The organism is Rhizobium sp. 01L410 (genome assembly GCF_056400165.1).
Map to the genome: position 1 here is coordinate 799,977 of NZ_JBFTST010000001.1, position 20,273 is coordinate 820,249.

Genomic DNA, 20,273 nt, shown 5'->3' on the forward strand with positions numbered 1-20,273 from the left:
CGTGTCTCATTTCGTCATTGTCGGGGCCGGAGAATGCGGCGCCCGCGCTGCCTTTGCGCTGCGCGAAAAGGGTTTCGACGGCAGCATCACGCTTGTCGGAACCGAAACCTTGCTGCCATACGAGCGGCCGCCGCTATCGAAGGCGAGCCTCGGCGAAACGATCGAGCCCAAATTGATCGCCGCTGCCGAACGCTATGAGGCGGCGAATATCCACCTGCTAACGGGCATTTCGGTGGAGAGTCTCGATCCGGAAGCTCGGAATATGGTGCTCTCCGATGGCGCGGTGATCTCCTACGACAAGCTGCTGCTGGCGACGGGTGCCAGCGCCAGGGAGTTTCCCGGTGCGCCTGCGATGAGCGCGCGGATCCGGGCGCTGCGCACGCACCAGGACGCGATCGCCCTGCGCGGTGTCATGCAGCCGGGCAGGCATATCGCCATTATCGGCGGCGGTTTCATCGGCCTCGAGGTGGCGGCAACGGCGATCAAGCTCGGCGCGCGCGTCACCCTCGTCGAGGGGCTTGAGCGGGTGTTGAAGCGTGGCGTGCCTGAGGAGATCGCCCATGCGCTCGCCGAGCGCCATCGGGACGAAGGCATCGATCTGCGCTGCGAAGCGGCGATCGAAGCGATCGGCGAAGCGGAGGGACATGCCTTCATCCGCATGGCGGGCGAGGTGCTGGAAGCCGACCTGATTCTTGTTGGGATCGGTGCCCGGCCGAATATCGAACTGGCGGAAAAAGCAGGCCTTGCTGTTGATAACGGTATCGCTGTCGATACCCATCTGCAGACCTCCAGGCCGGGCATTTATGCTGCCGGAGACTGCTGCTCTTTTCCCCTTGAAATTTACGGCGGTAAACGCGTGCGACTCGAATCGTGGCGCAATGCGCAGGAGCAGGGCACCCTCGCCGCCGCCAATATGATGGGCGGCAGCGAGACGGTTTCCGCCGTGCCGTGGTTCTGGTCGGATCAGTACGATCTTACGCTGCAGATTGCAGGCCTCTCCGATGGAGCAGTGACGCATCTGAGGCGCGATCTCGGCGACGGCGCCTTCATCCTCTTCCATCTCGATGTCGGCGGCCGTTTGCTGGCGGCAAGTGGCATTGGAACCGGAAACGCAGTGGCCCGCGACATCCGTCTTGCGGAGATGCTGATTGCGGCGCGCGCCCATCCCGATCCGGGGGCCCTGACCTCAACGAATGTCAAATTGAAGTCGCTGCTCGCGGCCTGAATGGAGAACAGAATGAAGAAGCATATCCGGCCTACCGTCGCCGATCTTTTGGCGGAAAAAGGTAAGTGCCAACTTACGATGTTGCGCGTTACCTCGCTGGAGGAAGCGGAGGCCGCGGAGAAGGCGAAGATCGATATCGTCTCGGTTCCACCGGCGCTGTTGGGGCCGGTCTTCCGCGAGGTGGCGCCGAGCCTATTTGCCATCCCTGGGCTTGAATATGGCGATCTGGTCTCGGCGGACGAATATATGCGCGAGGCGTTCAAGGCACTGAAAGCCGGCGGTGATGCCGTTTATTGCGCTGCCGGGCTCTCCACCATCCGGCGTATGCGCGAGGAGGGGATTCCCGTATGCGGTCACGTCGGCCTCATTCCATCCAAGGCGACCTGGACCGGCGGCTTCCGCGCCGTAGGCAAGACGGCTGCGAGCGCCTTCGAGATCTGGCGCCAGACCAAGGCGCTGGAGGAAGCGGGCGCCTTCGCGGCCGAGATAGAGGTCGTGCCCGGCGAGGTCGCGGCTGCGATCAGCCAGAACACTTCGATGCTGATGATCTCCATGGGTGCCGGAACCGGCTGCGATGCGCAATATCTCTTCGCCGACGATGTACTCGGCGCCAACCGGGACCACTATCCGCGCCACGCCAAGGTCTATCGCAACTTTGCAGCCGAGCATGACCGGTTGCAGCGCGAACGTATCGCGGCCTTCACCGAATTCGCCGAGGATGTCAAAACCGGCGCCTATCCGGAAAAGCGGCACCTCGTCGGCGTCGATGAAGAGCAGCTGAAACTCTTCCTGCACCGGCTGCGCAGCGAGCTGGATCGCGCCTGATTGCTCGGCGAGGCGGCAGGCGTGGTCGTGCTACGCCTGCCGGACGTGGATCAGATAGCAGGTTGCGCGGCCGCGAAGAACGAGTGGAGATGGGTGTTCCACTGCGGCCAGGACCGCGTCGTCATTCTCGAGTGCTGCATTTTCTCCACCGTATTCGCAGACGAGGCTGCCGTCGCGGCAAAGAAGCAGAACCGTGCCGGCATTCGCTGTCCCGGTCCAATCACCATCGATCGCAAGCCGCACGACGCTGTGCTTAAGTCCTTCGCGCCGCGTCATGACATTAAGATCGGTGATCGTGCCATCGGCGAGGGTGGCGGCAACCGGAACGTCGGCAGGGAAGGCAAGCGGCTCGCTCGATCTGGTCAGCAAAACGGGAGCCCGGCCGCCGATGGCGAGCGACATGCCGTTGCCGGTGAGGATCGACAATGTCCGGTCGACTCCTTCGAAAATCGAAAACGGTCCATCGCTGGCAACCGTCGCCATACTGACCCGCCAATCGAATGCGCCGAGCGCCGCGTTCTCGGGGAAGATAGCAATTTCCACCGTCTCCCCGCCGCCATTCTTCCACGGCATGCGGCGATGGTTGCTGGCCTTGAGATGGGTAATGCGCGGCATGGCGGGCTCCGGATTGAAAAATACGATCAAGTGGACTAAGTTCAGTGGACTAAGTTCAAAGAGGTGCATGCACCATGGAAATCGTCAATATCCATGAAGCCAAGACCAACTTGTCGCGCCTGATGGAGAAGGTCGCGAAAGGCGAGTCCTTCATCATCGCCAAGGCGGGCAAACCGATCGGCAAGGTCGTGCCGATCGATGAGGTCGAGAAGCCCAAGAAGCGGCGTATCGGTTTCATGGACGGTGAGTTTAAGGTCCCTGACGACTTCGACACGATGATGGCCGAAGAGATCGAAGAGATGTTCTATGGCAATCCCGATAAGTTCAAGGACCGATGAAGCTCCTTGTTGATACGCATATCCTACTGTGGATGAGCGGCATGTCTTGGAGGCTGCCGCAAAAAGCGCGTGGACTTCTCGAGAACATCGAGAACGAGGTATTTTTCTCCACGATCAGTATCTGGGAAATCGCTATCAAGTCATCGTTGCCGCGGTTTCCCGATTTCTCCGTCGATGCCGAGAAGTTGCGCCGAACGCTGATAGATCAGGGTTACCTCGAGCTTCCGCTGATGGGCGAACATGCCGTGGCCGTGGGCGGACTTCCTCATATTCACGGCGATCCGTTCGACCGCATCCTCATTGCGCAATCGCTCGTTGAGGGGCTATCCCTGATAACCGTGGATAAGACCGTCGCGCGATACGGCGGTCTTATCCAGCGGGTCTAAGATCAGTTCCCCAAAATCCCCGGCAGCCGCAGGCCCTTCTCCTTGGCGCAATCGATCGCGATGTCATAGCCTGCATCGGCGTGGCGCATGACGCCGGTCGCCGGGTCGTTCCAGAGGACGTTTCCGAGGCGCCGCGCCGCATCGTCAGTGCCGTCGGCGCAGATGACCATGCCGGAATGCTGCGAGAAGCCCATGCCGACGCCGCCGCCGTGGTGGAGCGACACCCAGGTGGCGCCCGATGCGGTGTTGAGAAGCGCGTTGAGCAGCGGCCAGTCGGAAACGGCATCCGAGCCGTCCTTCATCGCTTCGGTCTCGCGGTTCGGCGAGGCTACGGAGCCGGAGTCCAGGTGGTCGCGGCCGATGACGACGGGCGCCTTCAGCTCGCCGTTCCGGACCATCTCGTTGAAGGCGAGGCCGAGCTTGTGGCGGTCGCCGAGGCCGACCCAGCAGATGCGTGCCGGCAGACCCTGGAAGGCGATGCGTTCGCGCGCCATGTCGAGCCAGTTGTGCAGGTGCTTGTTGTCAGGCAGCAGCTCCTTCACCTTGGCGTCGGTCTTGTAGATATCCTCCGGGTCGCCCGACAGGGCTGCCCAGCGGAATGGACCGATGCCGCGGCAGAAGAGCGGGCGGATATAGGCCGGCACGAAGCCCGGGAAGGCGAAGGCGTTTTCGAGGCCCTCGTCCTTGGCGACCTGGCGGATGTTGTTGCCGTAATCGAGTGTCGGAACGCCGGCATCCCAGAACGCGACCATGGCTTCGACATGCTGGCGCATCGAGGCGCGGGCGGCATCTTCGACGGATTTCGGATCGGTTTCGCGCTTGGCCTTGGCTTCCTCGACCGTCCAGCCGACGGGAAGGTAGCCGTTGCGGGGATCGTGCGCCGAGGTCTGGTCGGTGACGATATCGGGGCGCGGGCCGCCGGCCTTCATCCGCTTCACCAGTTCCGGGAAGATTTCAGCGGCATTGCCGAGCAGGCCGACGGACTTGGCCTCTCCGGCCTTGGTCCACTTGTCGATAAGGGCAAGAGCCTCGTCGAGTGTCTTTGCCTTTTCATCGACATAGCGGGTGCGGATACGGAAATCGATGCGGGTTTCGTCGCATTCGACGGCCAGGCAGCAGGCGCCGGCCATGACGGCCGCCAGAGGCTGCGCGCCACCCATTCCGCCAAGCCCACCGGTAAGAATCCACTTACCTTTGAGGTTGCCGTCATAATGCTGGCGGCCGGCTTCGACGAAGGTTTCGTAGGTGCCCTGAACGATGCCCTGCGTGCCGATATAGATCCACGAACCGGCCGTCATCTGGCCGTACATCGCAAGGCCCTTCTTGTCGAGCTCGTTGAAATGATCCCACGTGGCCCAATGCGGCACGAGGTTGGAATTGGCAATCAGAACGCGCGGCGCATCCTTGTGGGTGCGGAACACGCCGACCGGCTTGCCGGACTGAACGAGCAGCGTCTCGTCCTCGTTGAGAGTCTTCAAGGTCGCTGCGATCCGGTCGAAATCCTCCCAGGTGCGGGCGGCGCGGCCGATGCCGCCGTAAACGACGAGCTCGTTGGGGTTCTCGGCCACATCGGGATCGAGATTGTTCATCAGCATGCGCAGCGGCGCTTCGGTCATCCAGCTCTTGGCATTCAATTCATTGCCGCGAGGTGCGCGGATTTCGCGGATATTGTGACGCGGATTGCTCATCTCAGATCTCCAGGGAAGGAAGGATGTTGGCGGAAACGGACGCGTTGAGCGCCCCGGTGGCGATCAGGCTGCTTGCAGCCTCGAGGTCGTTGGCCATGTAGCGGTCGATTTCGAGCGTCGGGACCACGGCGCGGATCGTGCCAATCGCCTTCAACAGTTCCGGGCTGGTGGCAAGCGGCGAGCGGAATTCGACGCCCTGTGCGGCGGTCAGCGCCTCGATGCCGATGATGCCGAAGAGGTTCTCGGTCATCTGCAGCAGACGGCGGGCGCCATGGCAGGCCATGGAAACATGGTCTTCCTGGTTCGCCGAGGTCGGCGTTGAGTCGACGGATGCCGGGTGCGACATCTGCTTGTTCTCGCTCATCAGCGCCGCCGAAGTCACCTCGGCGATCATCAGGCCGGAATTCAGGCCGGGCTTTTTGGCGAGGAAGGCCGGCAGGCCGTAGGACAGAGCCGGATCGACGAGAAGCGCGATGCGGCGCTGGGCGATCGCGCCGATTTCACAGACGGCGATGGCGATCTGATCTGCGGCAAAGGCGACCGGCTCGGCATGGAAATTGCCGCCCGAGACGACGGAGTTGTCGGAGAGAACCAGCGGGTTGTCGGTCACCGCGTTGGATTCGATCTCGAGCGTGCGGGCAACCGAACGGAGAAGATCGAGGCAGGCGCCATCGACCTGCGGCTGGCAGCGGATGCAATAGGGATCCTGCACGCGCTCGTCACCCTCGATATGGCTCTGGCGGATGATAGAGTTGTCGAGCAGGGCGCGCAGCGCCGCTGCCGTATCGATCTGGCCCTTGTGGCCGCGCAGCGTATGAATGTCGGGATGGAACGGCGCGGAGGAACCCATGGCGGCATCCGTCGACATTGCGCCGGTGATCAGCGCTGCCTGGGCAGCGCGATGGGCGCGGAAGAGGCCTGCCAGCGCCAGCGCGGTGGAGGTCTGTGTGCCGTTGATCAGCGCCAGGCCTTCCTTGGCGGCGAGCACCACAGGCGTCAGCCCGGCCTTTTGCAATGCCGCAGCGCCAGAGAGGCGTTCGCCTGCGAAGAAAGCTTCGGCTTCGCCCATCATCACGGCTGCCATATGGGCGAGCGGTGCAAGGTCGCCGGAGGCGCCGACGGAGCCCTTTTCCGGGATGACCGGGATTACGCCCTTTTCAAGCATGCCTTCGATCAACCGTACAAGTTCAAGCCGAACGCCAGATGCGCCGCGGCCGAGCGAAACGAGCTTCAGCGACATGATCAGCCGCACGACATTCTCGGGCAGTGGCGCGCCGATGCCGCAACAATGTGAGAGGATGAGGTTGCGCTGAAGCGTTGCAACATCTGCGGCATCGATCTTGATCGAGGCCAGCTTGCCGAAGCCGGTATTGATGCCGTAAACCGGGGCGTTGCCGGCGGCGATCTCTGCGATCCGCGCGGCAGCCTTGTTGATCCCGGCGTCGAAAGACGTATCGAGCCTGGCCGGTTCGCCGGTCCAGTAGATGGTTTCCAGCTGTTTCAGAGAAACGGAGCCTGGATGGAGGGTGATGGTCAACGGCCGATCCTTTCGCCCTTGTAGATGCGTGCATGAAGTGGGTTGAAGCCGATGCGGTAGACGAGCTCGGCGGGGCTCTCGATATCCCATATTGCCATATCGGCGGATTTTCCGGCTTCCAGCGTTCCGGTCTCGCCGAGAAGGCCAAGGGCGCGAGCACCCTCGCGGGTGGCGCCAGCGATGCATTCCTCGACGGTGAGGCCGAAAAGCGTTGCCGACATGTTCATCGTCAGCAGCAGAGACGTCAGCGGCGAGGTGCCGGGATTGCAGTCGGTCGCGATGGCGATCGGCACACCTGCGGTGCGCAGCGCCTTGACCGGCGGCTTCTGCTTTTCGTTGATGGCGTAGAAAGCGCCGGGCAGCAGCACGGCAACGGTTCCGGCGGCGGCCATAGCCGCAATGCCTTCGTCGTCGAGATATTCCAGATGATCGGCGGACAGTGCACCGTAACCGGCGGCGAGCTTGGCGCCGCCAAGGTTCGAAAGCTGCTCGGCATGCAGCTTGACCGGCAGGCCAAGCGCCTTGGCACGATCGAAGACGCGGGCGATCTCGTCGGTCGAGAAGGCGATGCCTTCACAAAAGCCATCGACGGCGTCGGCAAGACCGCGCTTGTGCGCTTCATCCAGCGTCGGCAGCACGACCTCGCTGATATAGTCGCCGTTGCGGCCCTTGTAATGCGCGGGTGTCGCGTGGGCGCCGAGATAGCTGGTCTTGACCCGAACAGGTCTGATATTGCCGAGCGCGCGGGCGGCTTCCAGTATCTTCAGCTCGCCATCGCTGGTCAGCCCGTAGCCGGACTTGATCTCGATAGTCGTGACGCCTTCGGAAAGCAGCGTATCCAGCCGCCGGATCGAGGCCTGAACGAGGCCGTCGACGGAAAGCGCATTGGTCGCCTTGACCGAGGAAACGATACCGCCGCCGGCGCGGGCGACTTCCTCGTAGGTCGCGCCTTCGAGGCGCATCTCGAACTCGCGGGCGCGGTTGCCGCCATAAACGATGTGCGTGTGGCAATCGACAAGACCGGGGGTAACCCAGCGTCCTTCGAGATCGATGATCTCGGCACGCTCGATCATTGAAACAGGCAATTCGCCTTCCGGGCCAACATAGGTGATCTGGCCGCCTTCGGTCACGACAGCACCTTTTTCGACGATGCCGAGACCGGACTGTGAAGGATCGAGCGTCGCCAGTCTGGCGTTGCGCCAGAGGCTTGGACGGTCCGTTCCGGTGAAAAGATTATCCCCTGTCATCAGCTTTACGCCTTTCCTTATGTTGAAACATGTATATACATAATAATCAGGTGACAAGTGGAATTTTGGGCGCTTCCATGGAAAAGAAAGATGGGACGCCCTGAAGGGAGAAGCCGATGACGACACTTCATGCAAAAAGCGCGCTGCTGCCGCAGGGGTGGCAGAGCGATGTGCGGTTGACGATCGAGGGCAGCCGTATTGCCAAGATCGAGACCGGTGTCGCGGCCGCCGCAGGCGATGAGCGGCATTCGGTGCTGGTCCCGGCGATGCCCAACCTTCACAGCCATGCGTTTCAGCGTGCCATGGCGGGCCTCGCCGAAGTCCGCGGCCCCACCGATGACAGCTTCTGGAGCTGGCGCACAGTGATGTACAAGTTTGCGCTGTCGATGACGCCGGACCATGTCGAAGCCGTTGCTGCGCAGCTCTATATGGAAATGTTGGAGGCGGGCTTCTCCCGCGTCGGCGAGTTCCACTACCTGCACCACGACAAGGATGGCCTCCCATACGGCGATATTGCAGAGCTTGCCGGGCGCATTGCCAGCGCCAGTACCGATACCGGCATCGGCCTGACGCTTCTGCCTGTCTTCTATGCGCACTCCGGTTTTGGCGGCGCAGCACCGATCGAGGGGCAGCGCCGCTTCATCAATTCGGTGGAAAGCTTCGGCAGCCTGATGGAGCGCTGCGCGGCGATAGCCGGCGGGATCGAGGGCGCCAAACTCGGTATCGCGCCGCATAGTCTCCGGGCTGCAACGCCGGACGAGCTGAATGCGGTTTTGCCGCTGGCAGGCAACGGCCCTGTTCACATCCACATCGCCGAGCAGGTCAAGGAGGTCGAGGACTGCATCGCCTGGTCCGGCGCGCGTCCGGTCGAGTGGCTGCTTGCCAACGCCCCGGTCGACGGCCGCTGGTGCCTGATCCATGCGACCCACATGACGAATGACGAGACGCGCGGCATGGCGAAAATCGGCGCGATTGCCGGCCTCTGCCCGATAACCGAGGCCAATCTCGGCGACGGCACGTTCGCCGCGCCGCTGTTTCTGGAAGAGGGCGGCCGCTATGGCGTCGGTTCGGATTCCAACGTGCTGATCTCGCTGTCCGGCGAACTGCGCCAGCTCGAATATTCCGAGCGGCTGCATCGGCGCGCCCGCAACGTCATTGCCGCGCCCGGCGGTTCGACGGCGCGCGCCCTGTTCGACAATGCCCTCAAGGGCGGCAATGCGGCACTGTCTGCTGCGGCCGGGCTTGGCGAAGGAAGCGATGCCGATGTCATCTCGCTCGATTGCACCGCCGTTCCCTATCTCTCCGGCGATCAGCTGCTCGATCACTGGATCTTTGCCGGTGGCGTCGGGATAGACAGTGTCTGGTCGCTCGGACGCAAGCAGGTCGAGGGTGGCCGCCATAAGAAGCGGGAGGCCATCAATCGCCGTTTCCTTGCCGCGATGCGCGAGCTGCTGGATGCATGAGCCTTCCCTTCCTTCCGTATAAGCTCTAGAGCGGGGAGGACGCCAACCGGAGCCAGAGATGAACGGCAGCAAGGATGCGACACTGCATCAAAGCATCTTGAGCGAGATCGAGGGCCGTATCGTCTCCGGCGAGTGGCCGCCGGGGCACCGCATTCCTTTCGAGGTCGATCTCGCCCAGCAGTATGGCTGTTCGCGTATGACCGTGAACAAGGTGATGACGCAGCTGGCCAAAGCCGGGCTGATCGAGCGGCGGAAGAAATCCGGCAGCTTCGTCACCCAGCCGCAGGCGCAATCGGCCGTTCTTGAGATCCACGACATAAAGGCCGAGGTTCAATCGCTGAACCTGCCCTACAGCTATCGCGTCGTCGCGAAGTCGAGCCGGAAGGCAAAGGCGGGAGACGGGCGGTTGCCGGATCTGGCAGCCGGTACGCCGCTTCTGGAGCTTGCCTGCGTTCACTTTGCCGGGCCGCGCCCCTTTTGCCTCGAAGAGCGTCTGATCAATCTCGAAACCGTGCCCGATGCCGCGACGGCGGATTTCGGCGATGTTGCGCCAGGGGCCTGGCTTCTGAAGCAGGTGCCGTGGACGACGGCTGAGCACAAGATCCATGCGCTGTCTGCGGGCAATGCCGCGGCCGATGCGCTGGATATTGCCCGCGGCGCGGCCTGCCTCGTCATCGAGCGCCGGACCTGGAGCAATGCCGGGCCGGTCACCCATGTGCGCTTCACCTATCCCGGCGACCGGCATGCGCTCGTCGCCCGTTTCAGCCCGGCTTCCTGAGAATCGACCGCCTGCTTATTGCGAATCATGCGCCAAATAGCGGAAGTAAACGCCAAGATGGCTTCCGGAAAATGATATGCGCTATGAGATTGACAACGCTCTGCTGAAAAGCCTGCTACCAGCGGTAGTGCAGGCCGAGGATATGCTGGCGCGCCTTGATGAGCGCGCGGCGCGCTCGCCTGTGGGCGAAGGCTTTACCGAGCGCGGCCACTTTTTCGATGCCGCAGGCGCGCTATGGGTTGCCGGAGAGCTCGTTCATATTGAGGATCTCGTTTTGCACGACGCCCATATGGACAGCCGCACCCCGAGCCACGAACTGACGATCGCGCATGCGGTTCTTCGCGCAAGGCGGCGAATCTGGACCGCGGACCCCACCTGGGCGCTGAGCGCCGCAGGATTGAACGCGCTTGCCGGAGCCGGGCTGGACGAGGGGACGGCGCCGGAGATCAAGAGCCTGCGCCCCGTCGAGGAGGAGGCAGACGATCCCGACGAGCTTCTGGCCGCCGAGCTTGCCGAGATCGATGCGGTTCTCGCCCGCTCTCAGAAATTGCTCGATGCCCATATGGGCAAGGAGGCCGAGCCGGAAGAACGGCCGAAGAAAAAGCGCAGCGACGATCCGCTCGGGCTTTTCGGCGACGACGAGTGGGACGAGGGGCTGCGGCTTGCGGATTGGCGTGCAGTCCTGCCGCTTGCCGGCGATCTGCCTCCGGTGCTCGCCGCCGCCGTTCTTTTCGAGGCTTGGGAAAGGATCGAGCCGCTCCGGCGGCAGAACTGGCTCGGCGGATTGCTGGTCTCCAGCCATCTGCGGGCGCGCGGCAAGGTCGCCTCGCATCTCTTCTCTTTCTACGGCGGGCTGAAGACGGTGCGCCACGAGCGCCGCCGCTCGCGCGACAGGCTGACCCGGCTTTTGGCCTTCCTAGAAGCGATGAGTGAAAGCGCGGCCACCGGCCTCAAGGAGATGGATCGCCTGACGCTGGCTCGCACCCAGATGGAGCTGCGCTTCCGTGACCGGCGCTCCAACAGCAGCCTGCCGCAGCTTGCCGATTTCGTGTTGTCACGGCCGATGGTCTCTTCGGCGATGGTTGCCAAGCAGCTGAAGGTCACGAGCCGCGGCGCGCTCAATCTGCTCAACGAAATCGGCATCCGCGAGATGACCGGCCGTGGCCGCTACCGTGCCTGGGGCATCCTCTAAGCGAGACGAAAAAAAGGCCGGAGCTTTCGCCCCGGCCTTCTCTCTAAGGGTGAACGTCCGGCCCGCCATCCTGTCACAGATTGCGGGCCGGACGCTCTAGCGCTTCCATTGCCCCCAGAAGCGCAGTCCTATTCCCGCTCGCCCGTGAAGTTGAGCAGCAGCTGGAAGATGTTGACGAAGTTCAGGTAGAGAGACAGAGCGCCGAAGACGGCAAGCTTCTGGTTCGATTCCTGATCGTGGTTCTCGGAAAATTGTTCCTTGATGTTCTGCGTATCCCAGGCGGTCAGGCCGACGAAGACGACGATACCGATGACCGAGATGGCGAACTGCAGCGCAGACGAGCCAAGGAAGATGTTGACGATGCTGGCGATGACGACGCCGATCAGGCCCATCATCAGGAACGAGCCGACCTTCGCCAGATCACGCTTGGTGACGTAGCCGTAGAGGCTGGTCGCGCCGAACATCGTTGCGGCGATGAAGAAGGTACGGGCGATGCTCGTGCCGGTGAACACCAGGAACACCGAGGCCAGCGACAGGCCCATGACGGCGCAGAACGCCCAGAACATCATCTGTGCGGCACTTGCCGACATCGTCTGGATCTTGAATGAGAAGAAGAAGACGAAAGCCAGCGGAGCGAGCATGACGACCCACTTCAGCGGCGACTGGAAGATCGGCACGTAGAGCGCCGGGGTCGAGCCAACGATGAAGGCGACGATGCCGGTAATGACGAGGCCGACACCCATGTAATTGTAGACGCGTAGCATATGCTGGCGCAGTCCCTCGTCGAAGAGCGCCTGCGAGCCGGCGGCAGAGCCGTAGCCGTAACGCGGATTGATCTGGTTCATTGCGATCTCCTCGGGTTGAACTAGTAGAGCGAGCGGGCTAGGCCTTCGGCCGCCCTGTCGAGATTGAGGCCACCATCACCGGCAACGAGGGCATAGGCCACTTCGCCGATTTGCCAGTAGGCAGCTTCGGTATTGTCGAGCGCGAGATGGCCAACCGGTTGCACGGCAAACGCCCCCGGCCTAACGGCAAACAACGAGAGCTGTTTGCCGTTCGCTTCCTGGATAGCCATCTCCACGCTCGGGCCGAATGCAGACGGGAAGATCTGAACATCAGAGACCTTCCAGCCCTTCGGCAGTTCGGGCATGGTAATTGCAGTCGCCGCACGGATCTCGTCGGCGTTGTAATGTGGTGCCGCAGCCTGTGACGGCACGGTCTGGCGCAGCTGCGCCGTCTGGTAGGCGCGAACCGCATCTTCGACATAGGCCGGAGCCGGTGTCGAGGCCGCCACTTCCGTGGCCGTGAAGGCGCCGAACGTGGTATGGGCGACCCAGCCGGCAGCAACCAGCACGGTGACGGCAGCGATCCGCTGAACGGTGTGCAGGATGCGGCCATAGGACAGGCCACGCTCCAGCCGCCGTGCGGCATCCCGGGTTTCGATCCGGCCGAAGGCATTCTCGCCGGCCAGCGCCAGACGCAATTCGCCCTTGATGCTGAGATCGGCCATCACCTTTGCAGCGATATCCGGATTCTCCGAAAGGTAGGATTCCACCTGGATGCGGCGCGCCACATCGAGCTCGCCATCCACATAGGCGTCGAGATCGGTGTCGATGATCGGATCAACTGCTTTCATTGCCGTTCCCTCCGATTAGGCGCAGGTGCGAAACGCGCGGTGTCTTCTCCTCGAATTCACGAAGCTGGGCGCGGGCTCGCGAAATGCGCGACATCAGCGTTCCCACAGGAATGCCGAGAGATGCCGCCGCTTCCTGATAGGAAAGGTCTTCGATGGCGACGAGATGCAGCGCCTCCCGCTGTTCTTCCGGCAGGTTGAAGAAAGCGTCGCGAACCTGTTGCAGGCGCACGGCATGTTCCTGTCCCGCCGGCAGCGACTGGTCCGCCTCGAGGGCCGCTTCGTCATGCCTGCGTGTGAGCGACCGGTTCTGGCGAACGCGATCGATGTGAGCGTTGTGGACGATGGAAAGCAGCCAGGTGCGAAGATTGCCGCCGCCGCGGAAGCTCTGACGCTTCTCGTAAGCCCGCAGCAGGGCATCCTGCACCAGATCTTCCGCGTCATCCGAGTTGCGCACCAGAGCACGCGCGTAGCGCCTGAGCGCTGCGAGCTGTCCGATAACATCGAATGGGCGTTCTTTCCGTTCCATGATTGAGTATACGGATGCTGGCCGGGATTTATTCCCGAAAATTTTCGGCACCGTCAGATTTTTCGTTCGATTGCCGCGCCACGCGGGATTTGCTATACATGTATAGCAAGGAGAACACCGATGCTCGCCCTCAGATTGCCGCCGGATGTTGAAGCCCGGCTTGATGAACTTGCCAGGCGCACCGGCAGAAGCAAGAGCTTCTACGCGCGAGAGGCCATTCTCGAATACCTGGACGATCTGGAAGATATCTATCTCGCCGAGAAGCGATTGGAAGATGTTCGCAGTGGGCGGAGCGACAGCGTCGCGCTCGAAGATCTGATGAAGGCCTATGGTCTGGAAGATTAGGCTTGAGCGCTCGGCAGAACGCGAGCTTTCCAAACTCGGCGCGGATGCCGCCAAGCGAATTCTTGTCTTTCTTCACGGCAGGCTGGCGAAGCTCGATGATCCGCGTTCGATCGGTGAAGCGCTGAAGGGATCCGAGCTCGGAAATTTCTGGAAATATCGTGTCGGCGATTACCGCATCATTGCGCATATCGAGGATGGGATCGTGGAGATCCTGATCGTCCGGATCGGCAATCGCCGAGAGGTCTACCGGCGCTGAGGCTAAACTGCCTTACCATCCGAAAGCCCATCCAAAATCGGGCAATCGGGCCGGTCATTACCGTGGCAGGCGTGGACGAGATGCTCGAGCGTGCGGCGCAGCTCCATCATCTCGCGGATTTTCTGGTCGATCTCGGTCAGCTTGGTCTGGGCGATGTCCTTGACGTCGGCGCTGGCGCGGCTCTTGTCTTCGTAGAGCGCCAGAAGCTGCCGGCATTCCTCGACCGAGAAACCGAGGCCGCGGGAACGCTGCAGAAAGCGCAGCTTGTGGACATCGGACAGGTCGTAGTCACGATAGCCGTTTCCGCCCCTTTCAGGGCGGACTAGGCCGATATCCTCGTAGTAGCGGATCGTCTTTGCCGGAAGACCGGACCGGTCCGATGCCTCGCCGATATTCATGGCAGCCTCCTAGAGTTTCTGCACGCGCAGCCTGAGCGCGTTGGCGATGACCGAGACAGATGACAGGCTCATCGCCGCCGCCGCGATCATCGGCGAGAGCAGCAGGCCGAGCACCGGGTAAAGGATGCCTGCGGCGACGGGAACGCCGAGCGCGTTGTAGCCGAAGGCAAAGCCAAGGTTCTGGCGGATGTTGCGCATCGTTGCCTCCGCCAGACGGCGGGCGCGGACAATTCCGGTAAGATCGCCCTTCACCAGCGTGATGCCCGCACTTTCCATCGCCACATCGGCGCCGGTGCCCATGGCGATGCCGACATCGGCTGCGGCGAGCGCCGGCGCATCATTGACGCCGTCGCCAGCCATGGCGACAACTGCGCCCTTGGCATGCAACTCGTCGATCAGCGCCTTCTTGCCCTTGGGCAACACATCGGCACGCACCTCGTCGATGCCGAGCTGTTTGGCAACGGCCTTTGCTGTCCGCTCGTTGTCCCCAGTCGCCATGATGATCCGCAGACCGCTGTCATGCAGCGCCCGGATGGCCGCCGCCGTTGTCGGCTTGATCCGGTCGGCCACTGCGACGAAGCCAGCGAGGCTGCCGTCGATGGTGACGAACATCACCGTCTTGCCGTCGTCGCGCAGCGCGCTGATCTGTTCGTCGAGCGCCGAGGTATCGATGCCTAGATCCCGCATCATCGCGGCATTGCCGAGCGCGATTTTAGCGCCATCGACAAGGCCGGTGACACCCTTGCCGGTGATTGCATCGAACGATGTGACCTCGGATAGCGCAATGCTGCGTTCCTCAGCACCGGCAACGATCGCTTCGGCGAGGGGATGCTCGGAGCCGCGTTCGAGGCTTGCCGCCACGGCAAGCAGCCGGCTTTCGTCGATGCCCTCAAGGGCAACCGTGTCGGTCAGGCGTGGCTTGCCTTCGGTCAAGGTTCCGGTTTTGTCGACGATCAGCGTATCGACTTTGGAGAAGCGCTCCAGCGCTTCGGCATCCTTGATCAATACGCCTTCCTGAGCGCCGCGGCCGGTGGCGATCATGATCGACATAGGCGTTGCCAGGCCGAGCGCGCAGGGGCAGGCGATGATCAGCACGGCGACGGCCGCGATCAGTGCATGGGCAAGCCGCGGCTCCGGACCGAAGATCATCCAGGCGCCGAAGGCGAGGATCGCCACGGCAACGACGGTGGGAACGAAGACGGCAGAGACGCGATCGACGGCACCCTGGATCGGCGCACGGGAACGCTGCGCCTTGGCGACCATGTCGACGATCTGCGATAGGGTGGTCTCGGCGCCCACCCGTTCGGCGGTCATGATGAAGCTGCCGTTGCGGTTCATCGTGCCGCCGGTGACGGCATCACCCTTGGTCTTTTCGACCGGCAGCGGTTCGCCCGATATCATCGATTCATCGACGATCGATTGTCCTTCGCTGACCCGTCCATCCACCGGCACGCGCTCGCCGGGGCGCACCCTTAGGCGGTCGCCCTTGGCGATGTCATCGACTTCGATATCGACCTCGCTGCCATCGGTGGTGATCCGCCGCGCGGTTTTCGGGGCAAGATCGAGCAAGGCACGGATTGCCGAACCGGTGCGTTCGCGTGCCTTGAGCTCCAGAAGCTGGCCGACGAAGACGAGGGTGACGATGACGGCGGCTGCCTCGAAATAGACAGGCACCGTCTCGCCGTGGCCGCGGATGCTCATCGGAAAGAGGCCCGGCGCGAATGTCGCGACGATGCTGTAGAGATAGGCGGTGCCGACGCCGAGGCCGATAAGCGTCCACATGTTCGGGCTGCGGTTGACAAGCGAGGCCCAGGCACGGCGGAAGAAGGGGATGGCGGCCCAGAGCACGACGGGTGTCGCCAGGGCGAGTTCGAGCCAGACGGCACGCGCCTCGCCGATCATCTCGCGCAGCGGCAGACCGATCATCGGTCCCATGGTCAGCGCTAGCAGCGGAACGGCCAGCGCAGCGCTTATCCAGAAGCGGCGGGTGAAGTCGACGAGCTCTGGGTTCGGACCCTCATCTGCCGGTGGAATGCCCATCGGCTCCAGCGCCATGCCGCATTTCGGGCAGTCGCCGGGGTGGTCGGCGACGATTTCCGGATGCATCGGGCAGGTATATTGCGTGCCCTTCGGCATCGGCTTTGCCTCTGGGCGATTGCCATCGAGATAATCGCCCGGGCTTGCCTCGAACTTCGCCTTGCAGCCTGCCGAGCAGAGGTAAAACTTTTCGCCCTCGTGCTTCAGAAAATGCTTCGCCGTCGAGCGATCCACGGACATGCCGCAGACCGGGTCCTTGGCGGTGAGATAATCCTGGGGCGCTGCTTCGAACTTCTTGCGGCAGCCATCGCAGCAGAAATGGTAGGTATGGCCTGCATGGACCAGGCTCGGCTTGCCGGCATCCGGATCGACGGTCATTCCGCAGACGGGATCGCGCGTGACGCGCGCTTCGGCCGATGTGCCGTGGCTATGGCCGGAGCAGCAGCCCTGCGCTCCGTGGCCGTGATGGTGGGAATGGTCGTGATTATCCATAAGATTCTCCTTTGCCCGCAAGGGCAGTGGATAGGCTTATGAACCTTCCAGCAACTGGAAGGTCAAGCGGGAAATTTCATCCCACCTGAAAATCGTCAATCCGGCTCGATCAGGGCGACTGGCTGGACGCCAAGAATACTGGCGAGCGGCAGCCGTGGTCCGGGATCGAGATGATGTCCGGTAAGAAGATCGCATTTGATGCCCTGCAGACTTGGCGGGATCTCGATTGCGGTATCGGCCCAGAACTCCGGCCCTGAAAACAACACACCGGGATCCAGCCAGCCGAGCATCAGGCGTGGTACGACCGTAATCGCATAGTCGCCGTCGAGCTGCCGGGCGTAGGCAACGGCGTGGTCTTTTCGGCTTCCCGTGATGCCGAGCGGCAGATACCGGCCAGCGGCAAACAGCTGTGGCTGGCGGCGGCGCAGGTGCAGGCCGATCTCGATAATCCGCTGTTTCAGCACCGGTGCCGTCAGCTCGTCGATTTCGCCATGCGCCGAAAGCGACTTGCGGAGTGCCTTGAAATTGACCGGGCGGCGGTTGTCGGGATCGACGAGGCTGAAATCGAAGCCTTCCGCGCCCTGATAAATATCGGGGATGCCGGGAGCGGTCAGCTTGATCAGCGTCTGCGACAGGCTGTTGAGATAGCCGGCGGAAAGGAGGGGCCGCAGCGTTTCGGCAAAGTCCTCATGGAAGGTGAGGTTCGATGAGGCTGTGAGCGCTGATGCGTAAGCATTCACCGCGGCTTCGTATCCCGCATGCGGCTCGTCCCAGCTGGTACCGAGCTTCGCCTCGCGGATCGCTTTCTCGGCATAGGCGGCAAATCGCTCCGTCAAAGCTTCCGCCCGGCCTTCGCTGAAATCTTCAGGCCAGATGCCGGCCAGCGCCTGATAGAGCATCCATTCGACATTGCCCTCTGGCGTCAGGCCGCCCGGTAGTTCGGTGAGGTGTTCGCGGTTCATTTCGCGCCAGCGCTCGACGCTGCGGCGCCAGAGGTCAGGCTCTTCACTGAGGGCATAGAGCCTGGCGCGGGCATCCTCGCCCCGCTTGGTGTCATGGGTGGACGTGGCCGAAAGCCCATGCGGCTGTTCTTCCGCGCGCTTTTGCATGAAGTGGTGAAAAGCCTCAACGCCTTCGGGAATCGCGTCCGGCTCGCCGCCGACTTCGTTTGCGGCGAGAAGCCGGTTGTGGCGGTAGAACAGCGTGTCCTCCATCGCCTTTGCCATGATGGGACCGCTCAACTGCTGGAAACGCCGCTGGAATTCTTCCGCGCGGCCGTTGGTCAGCAATGCGCAGACGCCGTCGAGCGCCCTGCAGTCTTTGACATGCCTGGCGGCCGATCCTTTTACCTCCTCCAGCACCGTGGCCTCGCGTGCGTCCATCGCACCGCCCTGGCCATAGGTTCGATAAACAGGAAAGGCGATCAGAAGCTCGCGAATGGCGTTCCTGATATCCGCTTCCGGCGTATCGGGGAGCGCGGCGCTTGCTAGTTTAGTCAGACGGCTCACCTCGCCCGCAAAATTCCGCTCCACCATCAGCGTCTTGGCGGCTCTCAGCCCGGCCTGAAAGTCTGCGTTGGCCGCCGCGATGGTCGCATACGCCTTCTGCAACTCGGCCGTTCCCTTGGGGTCGATGAAGAGATCGGCAAGAGCGGCGATGAACTCATAGCCCGTCGTCCCGGAGATCGGCCAATCGGCAGGCAGGCTCTCGCCATGGCCGAGGATCTTTTCGACGATGATATAGGTCTCCGGTCCGGTGGCCTTTCGCAGCCGGTCCAGATAGGCCTTGGGGTCGGCAAGGCCGTCGATGTGGTCGAGGCGCAAGCCCTGCACCTTGTCCGACCGGACAAGATCGAGGATGACGCGATGGCTGTCCTCGAAGACGGCCTCGTCCTCGACGCGCAGGCCGACGAGACCCGTGACCTCGAAAAAGCGGCGGTAGCTCAGATGAGATGCGGCCGTCTTCCAGTGCGTGAGCCGCCAATGCTGCGCCGCGTGGAGTCGGCCGATGTCGCCAGTTTCGGCACTATCCGGGTGCAACGGCAGATGCGTCTCGAAATAGGCAAGGGCCTGCTCGCCGGTTTCCGCGTCGTGAACGATCTTCAGCTCACCGTCGGCCAGCGCTTCCTCGAAGGGCTTGCCGAGGAGGGGGAGCGTCAGCGGTTCGGACCAGTCGATGTCGAAATAGCCGGCATAGCGGCTCTGTTTTCCATACCGCAGGACGTCCCGCCACCAGGCATTTTCGGTCGAGGCCGCCATGTGGTTCGGCACGATATCGAGGATCAGCCCGAGACCGGCCTGTTTGAGTTCGGCGCAGAGCCGCTCGAACCCCTGGCGCCCGCCGATCGCGGGGTCGATCTCGTTGGCATCGGTGACGTCATAGCCATGGGTCGAGCCCGAGACCGCCGTGAAGATCGGCGAGGCATAGAGATGGCTGATGCCGAGCGCCTTGAGATAGGGCACGAGTTCGGCCGCATGGTCGAAGGTCATGCCGTTGCGAAACTGGAGCCGGTAGGTGGATGTGGGAAGCGTCATGAGCCGCCTTTGTTCGGAAGGATAACGATCCGGAACGGCGGCGGCGGGCTTTTGTTCCCGCCATTTCACTCTTGCGGCAGGCGGCGGGGCAATCTCCTTCCGCCTATTGTCAGGCCCGCGCAGTCATGGTCATCCGCGGCGAAAGACTTGTGCCTGTGTCCCCTTTGGAAAGGTCTTTGAGCTGACCAGTTCAAGGCGGCGGAGCGGCGTGACGCCGGAGAAGATCGGCAGGCCGCTGCCGAGCGCCAACGGGTAGACCATCAGCCGGTATTGATCGACCAGATCGGCGGCGATGAGACTCCGTGCGAAGCTGGCCCCGCCATGAGCAACGATCGGCTTTCCGCCGGTGGCCTTGAGTTTGGCGATCTCCTCGCTGAGATCACCGCTCGCCACATAGGCGTCCGGCCAGTTGCCGGTCTCGGCAGCCTCCAGGACGGCCGCTCCCGACTTCGAAAAGACGGCCTTCGGTATCTCGTTCATCGGCGCGGCGAACGGCCCTGCCGCGTTCGGCCAGAATCCGGCCATGCTCTTGAAGCTGCGGCTGCCCATGATGTGCAGGCCGGCATTTGAGACCGTCTCCACCTTCCAGGCAATCGCCTCCTGGTCGCCGTTGAAGATCCAGTCGATCTCGCCTTCGGGACCGCAGACGAAGCCGTCGAGCGACATGGCCATGGTCAGGATCAGGTCTCGCATTGCTCTCTCCTAGCGTTGTTCTGATCCAAGGACGTAGCGAGGGCGCTGGTTCCGACAGCGCT

20 protein-coding genes are annotated in these 20,273 nt (G+C 62.7%); 9 read left to right on the top strand and 11 right to left on the bottom strand.

The genetic code is table 11. The features are described from left to right. The first annotated feature begins 1 nt into the window (after position 1). The gene (locus tag AC1DV9_RS03570; RefSeq protein WP_477946244.1) at positions 2–1,225 is read left to right on the top strand and encodes an NAD(P)/FAD-dependent oxidoreductase; all 1,224 of its coding nucleotides are present in this window, start codon (positions 2–4) and stop codon (positions 1,223–1,225) included. A 12-nt stretch (positions 1,226–1,237) separates the two neighbouring features. Then, positions 1,238–2,050, top strand: coding sequence for a 3-methyl-2-oxobutanoate hydroxymethyltransferase (locus tag AC1DV9_RS03575; protein ID WP_477946246.1), 813 nt, complete (start codon positions 1,238–1,240; stop codon positions 2,048–2,050). 30 nt (positions 2,051–2,080) lie between these two features. On the opposite strand, the gene AC1DV9_RS03580 is transcribed toward AC1DV9_RS03575, so the two are convergent. Then, complete coding sequence (locus AC1DV9_RS03580) at positions 2,081–2,665, bottom strand: HutD/Ves family protein (RefSeq protein ID WP_477946248.1); 585 nt, start codon at positions 2,663–2,665, stop codon at positions 2,081–2,083. Between the two features lie 74 nt (positions 2,666–2,739). Here AC1DV9_RS03580 and AC1DV9_RS03585 point away from each other — a divergent pair, with 74 nt between their 5' ends. Further along, positions 2,740–3,003, top strand: a complete 264-nt coding sequence (locus tag AC1DV9_RS03585; RefSeq protein ID WP_112516477.1) for a type II toxin-antitoxin system Phd/YefM family antitoxin — start codon at positions 2,740–2,742, stop codon at positions 3,001–3,003. Continuing rightward, positions 3,000–3,389, top strand: coding sequence for a type II toxin-antitoxin system VapC family toxin (locus tag AC1DV9_RS03590; protein WP_477946251.1), 390 nt, complete (start codon positions 3,000–3,002; stop codon positions 3,387–3,389). The genes AC1DV9_RS03585 and AC1DV9_RS03590 overlap by 4 nt, the downstream gene beginning before the upstream one ends. Positions 3,390–3,391: 2 nt before the next feature. Here the strand turns inward: AC1DV9_RS03590 and hutU are convergent, their stop codons facing one another. From hutU to hutI, 3 genes are read right to left on the bottom strand one after another with little or no spacing between them, the layout of a single operon-like run. Beyond that, on the bottom strand, positions 3,392–5,077 hold the full coding sequence (hutU, locus tag AC1DV9_RS03595; RefSeq protein ID WP_477946253.1) for a urocanate hydratase: 1,686 nt from the start codon (positions 5,075–5,077) through the stop codon (positions 3,392–3,394). 1 nt (position 5,078) lies between these two features. Further along, complete coding sequence (hutH, locus tag AC1DV9_RS03600; protein WP_477946255.1) at positions 5,079–6,614, bottom strand: histidine ammonia-lyase; 1,536 nt, start codon at positions 6,612–6,614, stop codon at positions 5,079–5,081. Beyond that, positions 6,611–7,861: an imidazolonepropionase gene (gene hutI, locus AC1DV9_RS03605; protein WP_477946257.1), complete on the bottom strand. Its 1,251-nt coding sequence runs from the start codon at positions 7,859–7,861 to the stop codon at positions 6,611–6,613. The genes hutH and hutI overlap by 4 nt, the downstream gene beginning before the upstream one ends. 116 nt (positions 7,862–7,977) lie before the next feature. Between hutI and AC1DV9_RS03610 the strand changes: the two genes are divergently transcribed. From AC1DV9_RS03610 to AC1DV9_RS03620, 3 genes are all read left to right on the top strand, one after another. Beyond that, the gene (locus AC1DV9_RS03610) at positions 7,978–9,324 is read left to right on the top strand and encodes a formimidoylglutamate deiminase (RefSeq protein WP_477946259.1); all 1,347 of its coding nucleotides are present in this window, start codon (positions 7,978–7,980) and stop codon (positions 9,322–9,324) included. A gap of 58 nt (positions 9,325–9,382) precedes the next feature. Further along, positions 9,383–10,102, top strand: a complete 720-nt coding sequence (gene hutC / locus AC1DV9_RS03615) for a histidine utilization repressor (RefSeq protein WP_477946261.1) — start codon at positions 9,383–9,385, stop codon at positions 10,100–10,102. A 76-nt stretch (positions 10,103–10,178) separates the two neighbouring features. Then, the gene (locus AC1DV9_RS03620; RefSeq protein ID WP_477946263.1) at positions 10,179–11,294 is read left to right on the top strand and encodes an RHE_PE00001 family protein; all 1,116 of its coding nucleotides are present in this window, start codon (positions 10,179–10,181) and stop codon (positions 11,292–11,294) included. 128 nt (positions 11,295–11,422) lie between these two features. Here the strand turns inward: AC1DV9_RS03620 and AC1DV9_RS03625 are convergent, their stop codons facing one another. From AC1DV9_RS03625 to AC1DV9_RS03635, 3 genes are read right to left on the bottom strand one after another with little or no spacing between them, the layout of a single operon-like run. Further along, a complete protein-coding gene (locus AC1DV9_RS03625) occupies positions 11,423–12,139 on the bottom strand; it encodes a Bax inhibitor-1/YccA family protein (protein ID WP_112388911.1) in 717 nt (238 codons plus the stop codon). 20 nt (positions 12,140–12,159) lie between these two features. Beyond that, positions 12,160–12,930 carry an anti-sigma factor family protein gene (locus tag AC1DV9_RS03630; protein ID WP_477946265.1) on the bottom strand — a complete coding sequence of 257 codons (771 nt, stop codon included), beginning with the start codon at positions 12,928–12,930 and terminating at the stop codon, positions 12,160–12,162. Beyond that, positions 12,917–13,456, bottom strand: a complete 540-nt coding sequence (locus AC1DV9_RS03635; protein ID WP_112388913.1) for a sigma-70 family RNA polymerase sigma factor — start codon at positions 13,454–13,456, stop codon at positions 12,917–12,919. Before AC1DV9_RS03635 ends, AC1DV9_RS03630 begins: the two co-directional genes overlap by 14 nt. Before the next feature lie 120 nt (positions 13,457–13,576). On the opposite strand from AC1DV9_RS03635, the gene relB reads away from it, so the two are divergent. After that, positions 13,577–13,801: a type II toxin-antitoxin system RelB family antitoxin gene (gene relB, locus AC1DV9_RS03640; protein ID WP_310290280.1), complete on the top strand. Its 225-nt coding sequence runs from the start codon at positions 13,577–13,579 to the stop codon at positions 13,799–13,801. Next, entirely contained in the window at positions 13,785–14,057 is a 273-nt protein-coding gene (locus AC1DV9_RS03645; RefSeq protein ID WP_112388915.1) for a type II toxin-antitoxin system RelE family toxin, read from the top strand. The genes relB and AC1DV9_RS03645 overlap by 17 nt, the downstream gene beginning before the upstream one ends. A gap of 2 nt (positions 14,058–14,059) precedes the next feature. Here the strand turns inward: AC1DV9_RS03645 and cueR are convergent, their stop codons facing one another. The 4 genes from cueR to AC1DV9_RS03665 all read right to left on the bottom strand — a co-directional run bounded on the left by cueR (position 14,060) and on the right by AC1DV9_RS03665 (position 20,211). Then, positions 14,060–14,455, bottom strand: coding sequence for a Cu(I)-responsive transcriptional regulator (gene cueR, locus AC1DV9_RS03650; RefSeq protein WP_112388916.1), 396 nt, complete (start codon positions 14,453–14,455; stop codon positions 14,060–14,062). 9 nt (positions 14,456–14,464) lie between these two features. Continuing rightward, a complete protein-coding gene (locus AC1DV9_RS03655; protein WP_477946268.1) occupies positions 14,465–16,984 on the bottom strand; it encodes a heavy metal translocating P-type ATPase in 2,520 nt (839 codons plus the stop codon). A gap of 95 nt (positions 16,985–17,079) precedes the next feature. After that, a complete protein-coding gene (gene treY / locus AC1DV9_RS03660; protein ID WP_477946270.1) occupies positions 17,080–19,518 on the bottom strand; it encodes a malto-oligosyltrehalose synthase in 2,439 nt (812 codons plus the stop codon). A 129-nt stretch (positions 19,519–19,647) separates the two neighbouring features. Beyond that, positions 19,648–20,211, bottom strand: coding sequence for a dihydrofolate reductase family protein (locus AC1DV9_RS03665; protein WP_112516488.1), 564 nt, complete (start codon positions 20,209–20,211; stop codon positions 19,648–19,650). Positions 20,212–20,273: the final 62 nt, after the last annotated feature.

Coding starts and splice junctions, on each gene's coding strand:
- AC1DV9_RS03575 (WP_477946246.1), top strand. CDS start 1,238: ATGAAGAAGCATATCCGGCCTACCGTCGCCGATCTTTTGGCGGAAAAA.
- AC1DV9_RS03580 (WP_477946248.1), bottom strand. CDS start 2,665: ATGCCGCGCATTACCCATCTCAAGGCCAGCAACCATCGCCGCATGCCG.
- AC1DV9_RS03585 (WP_112516477.1), top strand. CDS start 2,740: ATGGAAATCGTCAATATCCATGAAGCCAAGACCAACTTGTCGCGCCTG.
- AC1DV9_RS03590 (WP_477946251.1), top strand. CDS start 3,000: ATGAAGCTCCTTGTTGATACGCATATCCTACTGTGGATGAGCGGCATG.
- hutU (WP_477946253.1), bottom strand. CDS start 5,077: ATGAGCAATCCGCGTCACAATATCCGCGAAATCCGCGCACCTCGCGGC.
- hutI (WP_477946257.1), bottom strand. CDS start 7,861: ATGACAGGGGATAATCTTTTCACCGGAACGGACCGTCCAAGCCTCTGG.
- AC1DV9_RS03610 (WP_477946259.1), top strand. CDS start 7,978: ATGACGACACTTCATGCAAAAAGCGCGCTGCTGCCGCAGGGGTGGCAG.
- hutC (WP_477946261.1), top strand. CDS start 9,383: ATGAACGGCAGCAAGGATGCGACACTGCATCAAAGCATCTTGAGCGAG.
- AC1DV9_RS03620 (WP_477946263.1), top strand. CDS start 10,179: ATGCGCTATGAGATTGACAACGCTCTGCTGAAAAGCCTGCTACCAGCG.
- AC1DV9_RS03625 (WP_112388911.1), bottom strand. CDS start 12,139: ATGAACCAGATCAATCCGCGTTACGGCTACGGCTCTGCCGCCGGCTCG.
- AC1DV9_RS03630 (WP_477946265.1), bottom strand. CDS start 12,930: ATGAAAGCAGTTGATCCGATCATCGACACCGATCTCGACGCCTATGTG.
- AC1DV9_RS03635 (WP_112388913.1), bottom strand. CDS start 13,456: ATGGAACGGAAAGAACGCCCATTCGATGTTATCGGACAGCTCGCAGCG.
- relB (WP_310290280.1), top strand. CDS start 13,577: ATGCTCGCCCTCAGATTGCCGCCGGATGTTGAAGCCCGGCTTGATGAA.
- AC1DV9_RS03645 (WP_112388915.1), top strand. CDS start 13,785: ATGGTCTGGAAGATTAGGCTTGAGCGCTCGGCAGAACGCGAGCTTTCC.
- cueR (WP_112388916.1), bottom strand. CDS start 14,455: ATGAATATCGGCGAGGCATCGGACCGGTCCGGTCTTCCGGCAAAGACG.
- AC1DV9_RS03655 (WP_477946268.1), bottom strand. CDS start 16,984: ATGGATAATCACGACCATTCCCACCATCACGGCCACGGAGCGCAGGGC.
- treY (WP_477946270.1), bottom strand. CDS start 19,518: ATGACGCTTCCCACATCCACCTACCGGCTCCAGTTTCGCAACGGCATG.
- AC1DV9_RS03665 (WP_112516488.1), bottom strand. CDS start 20,211: ATGCGAGACCTGATCCTGACCATGGCCATGTCGCTCGACGGCTTCGTC.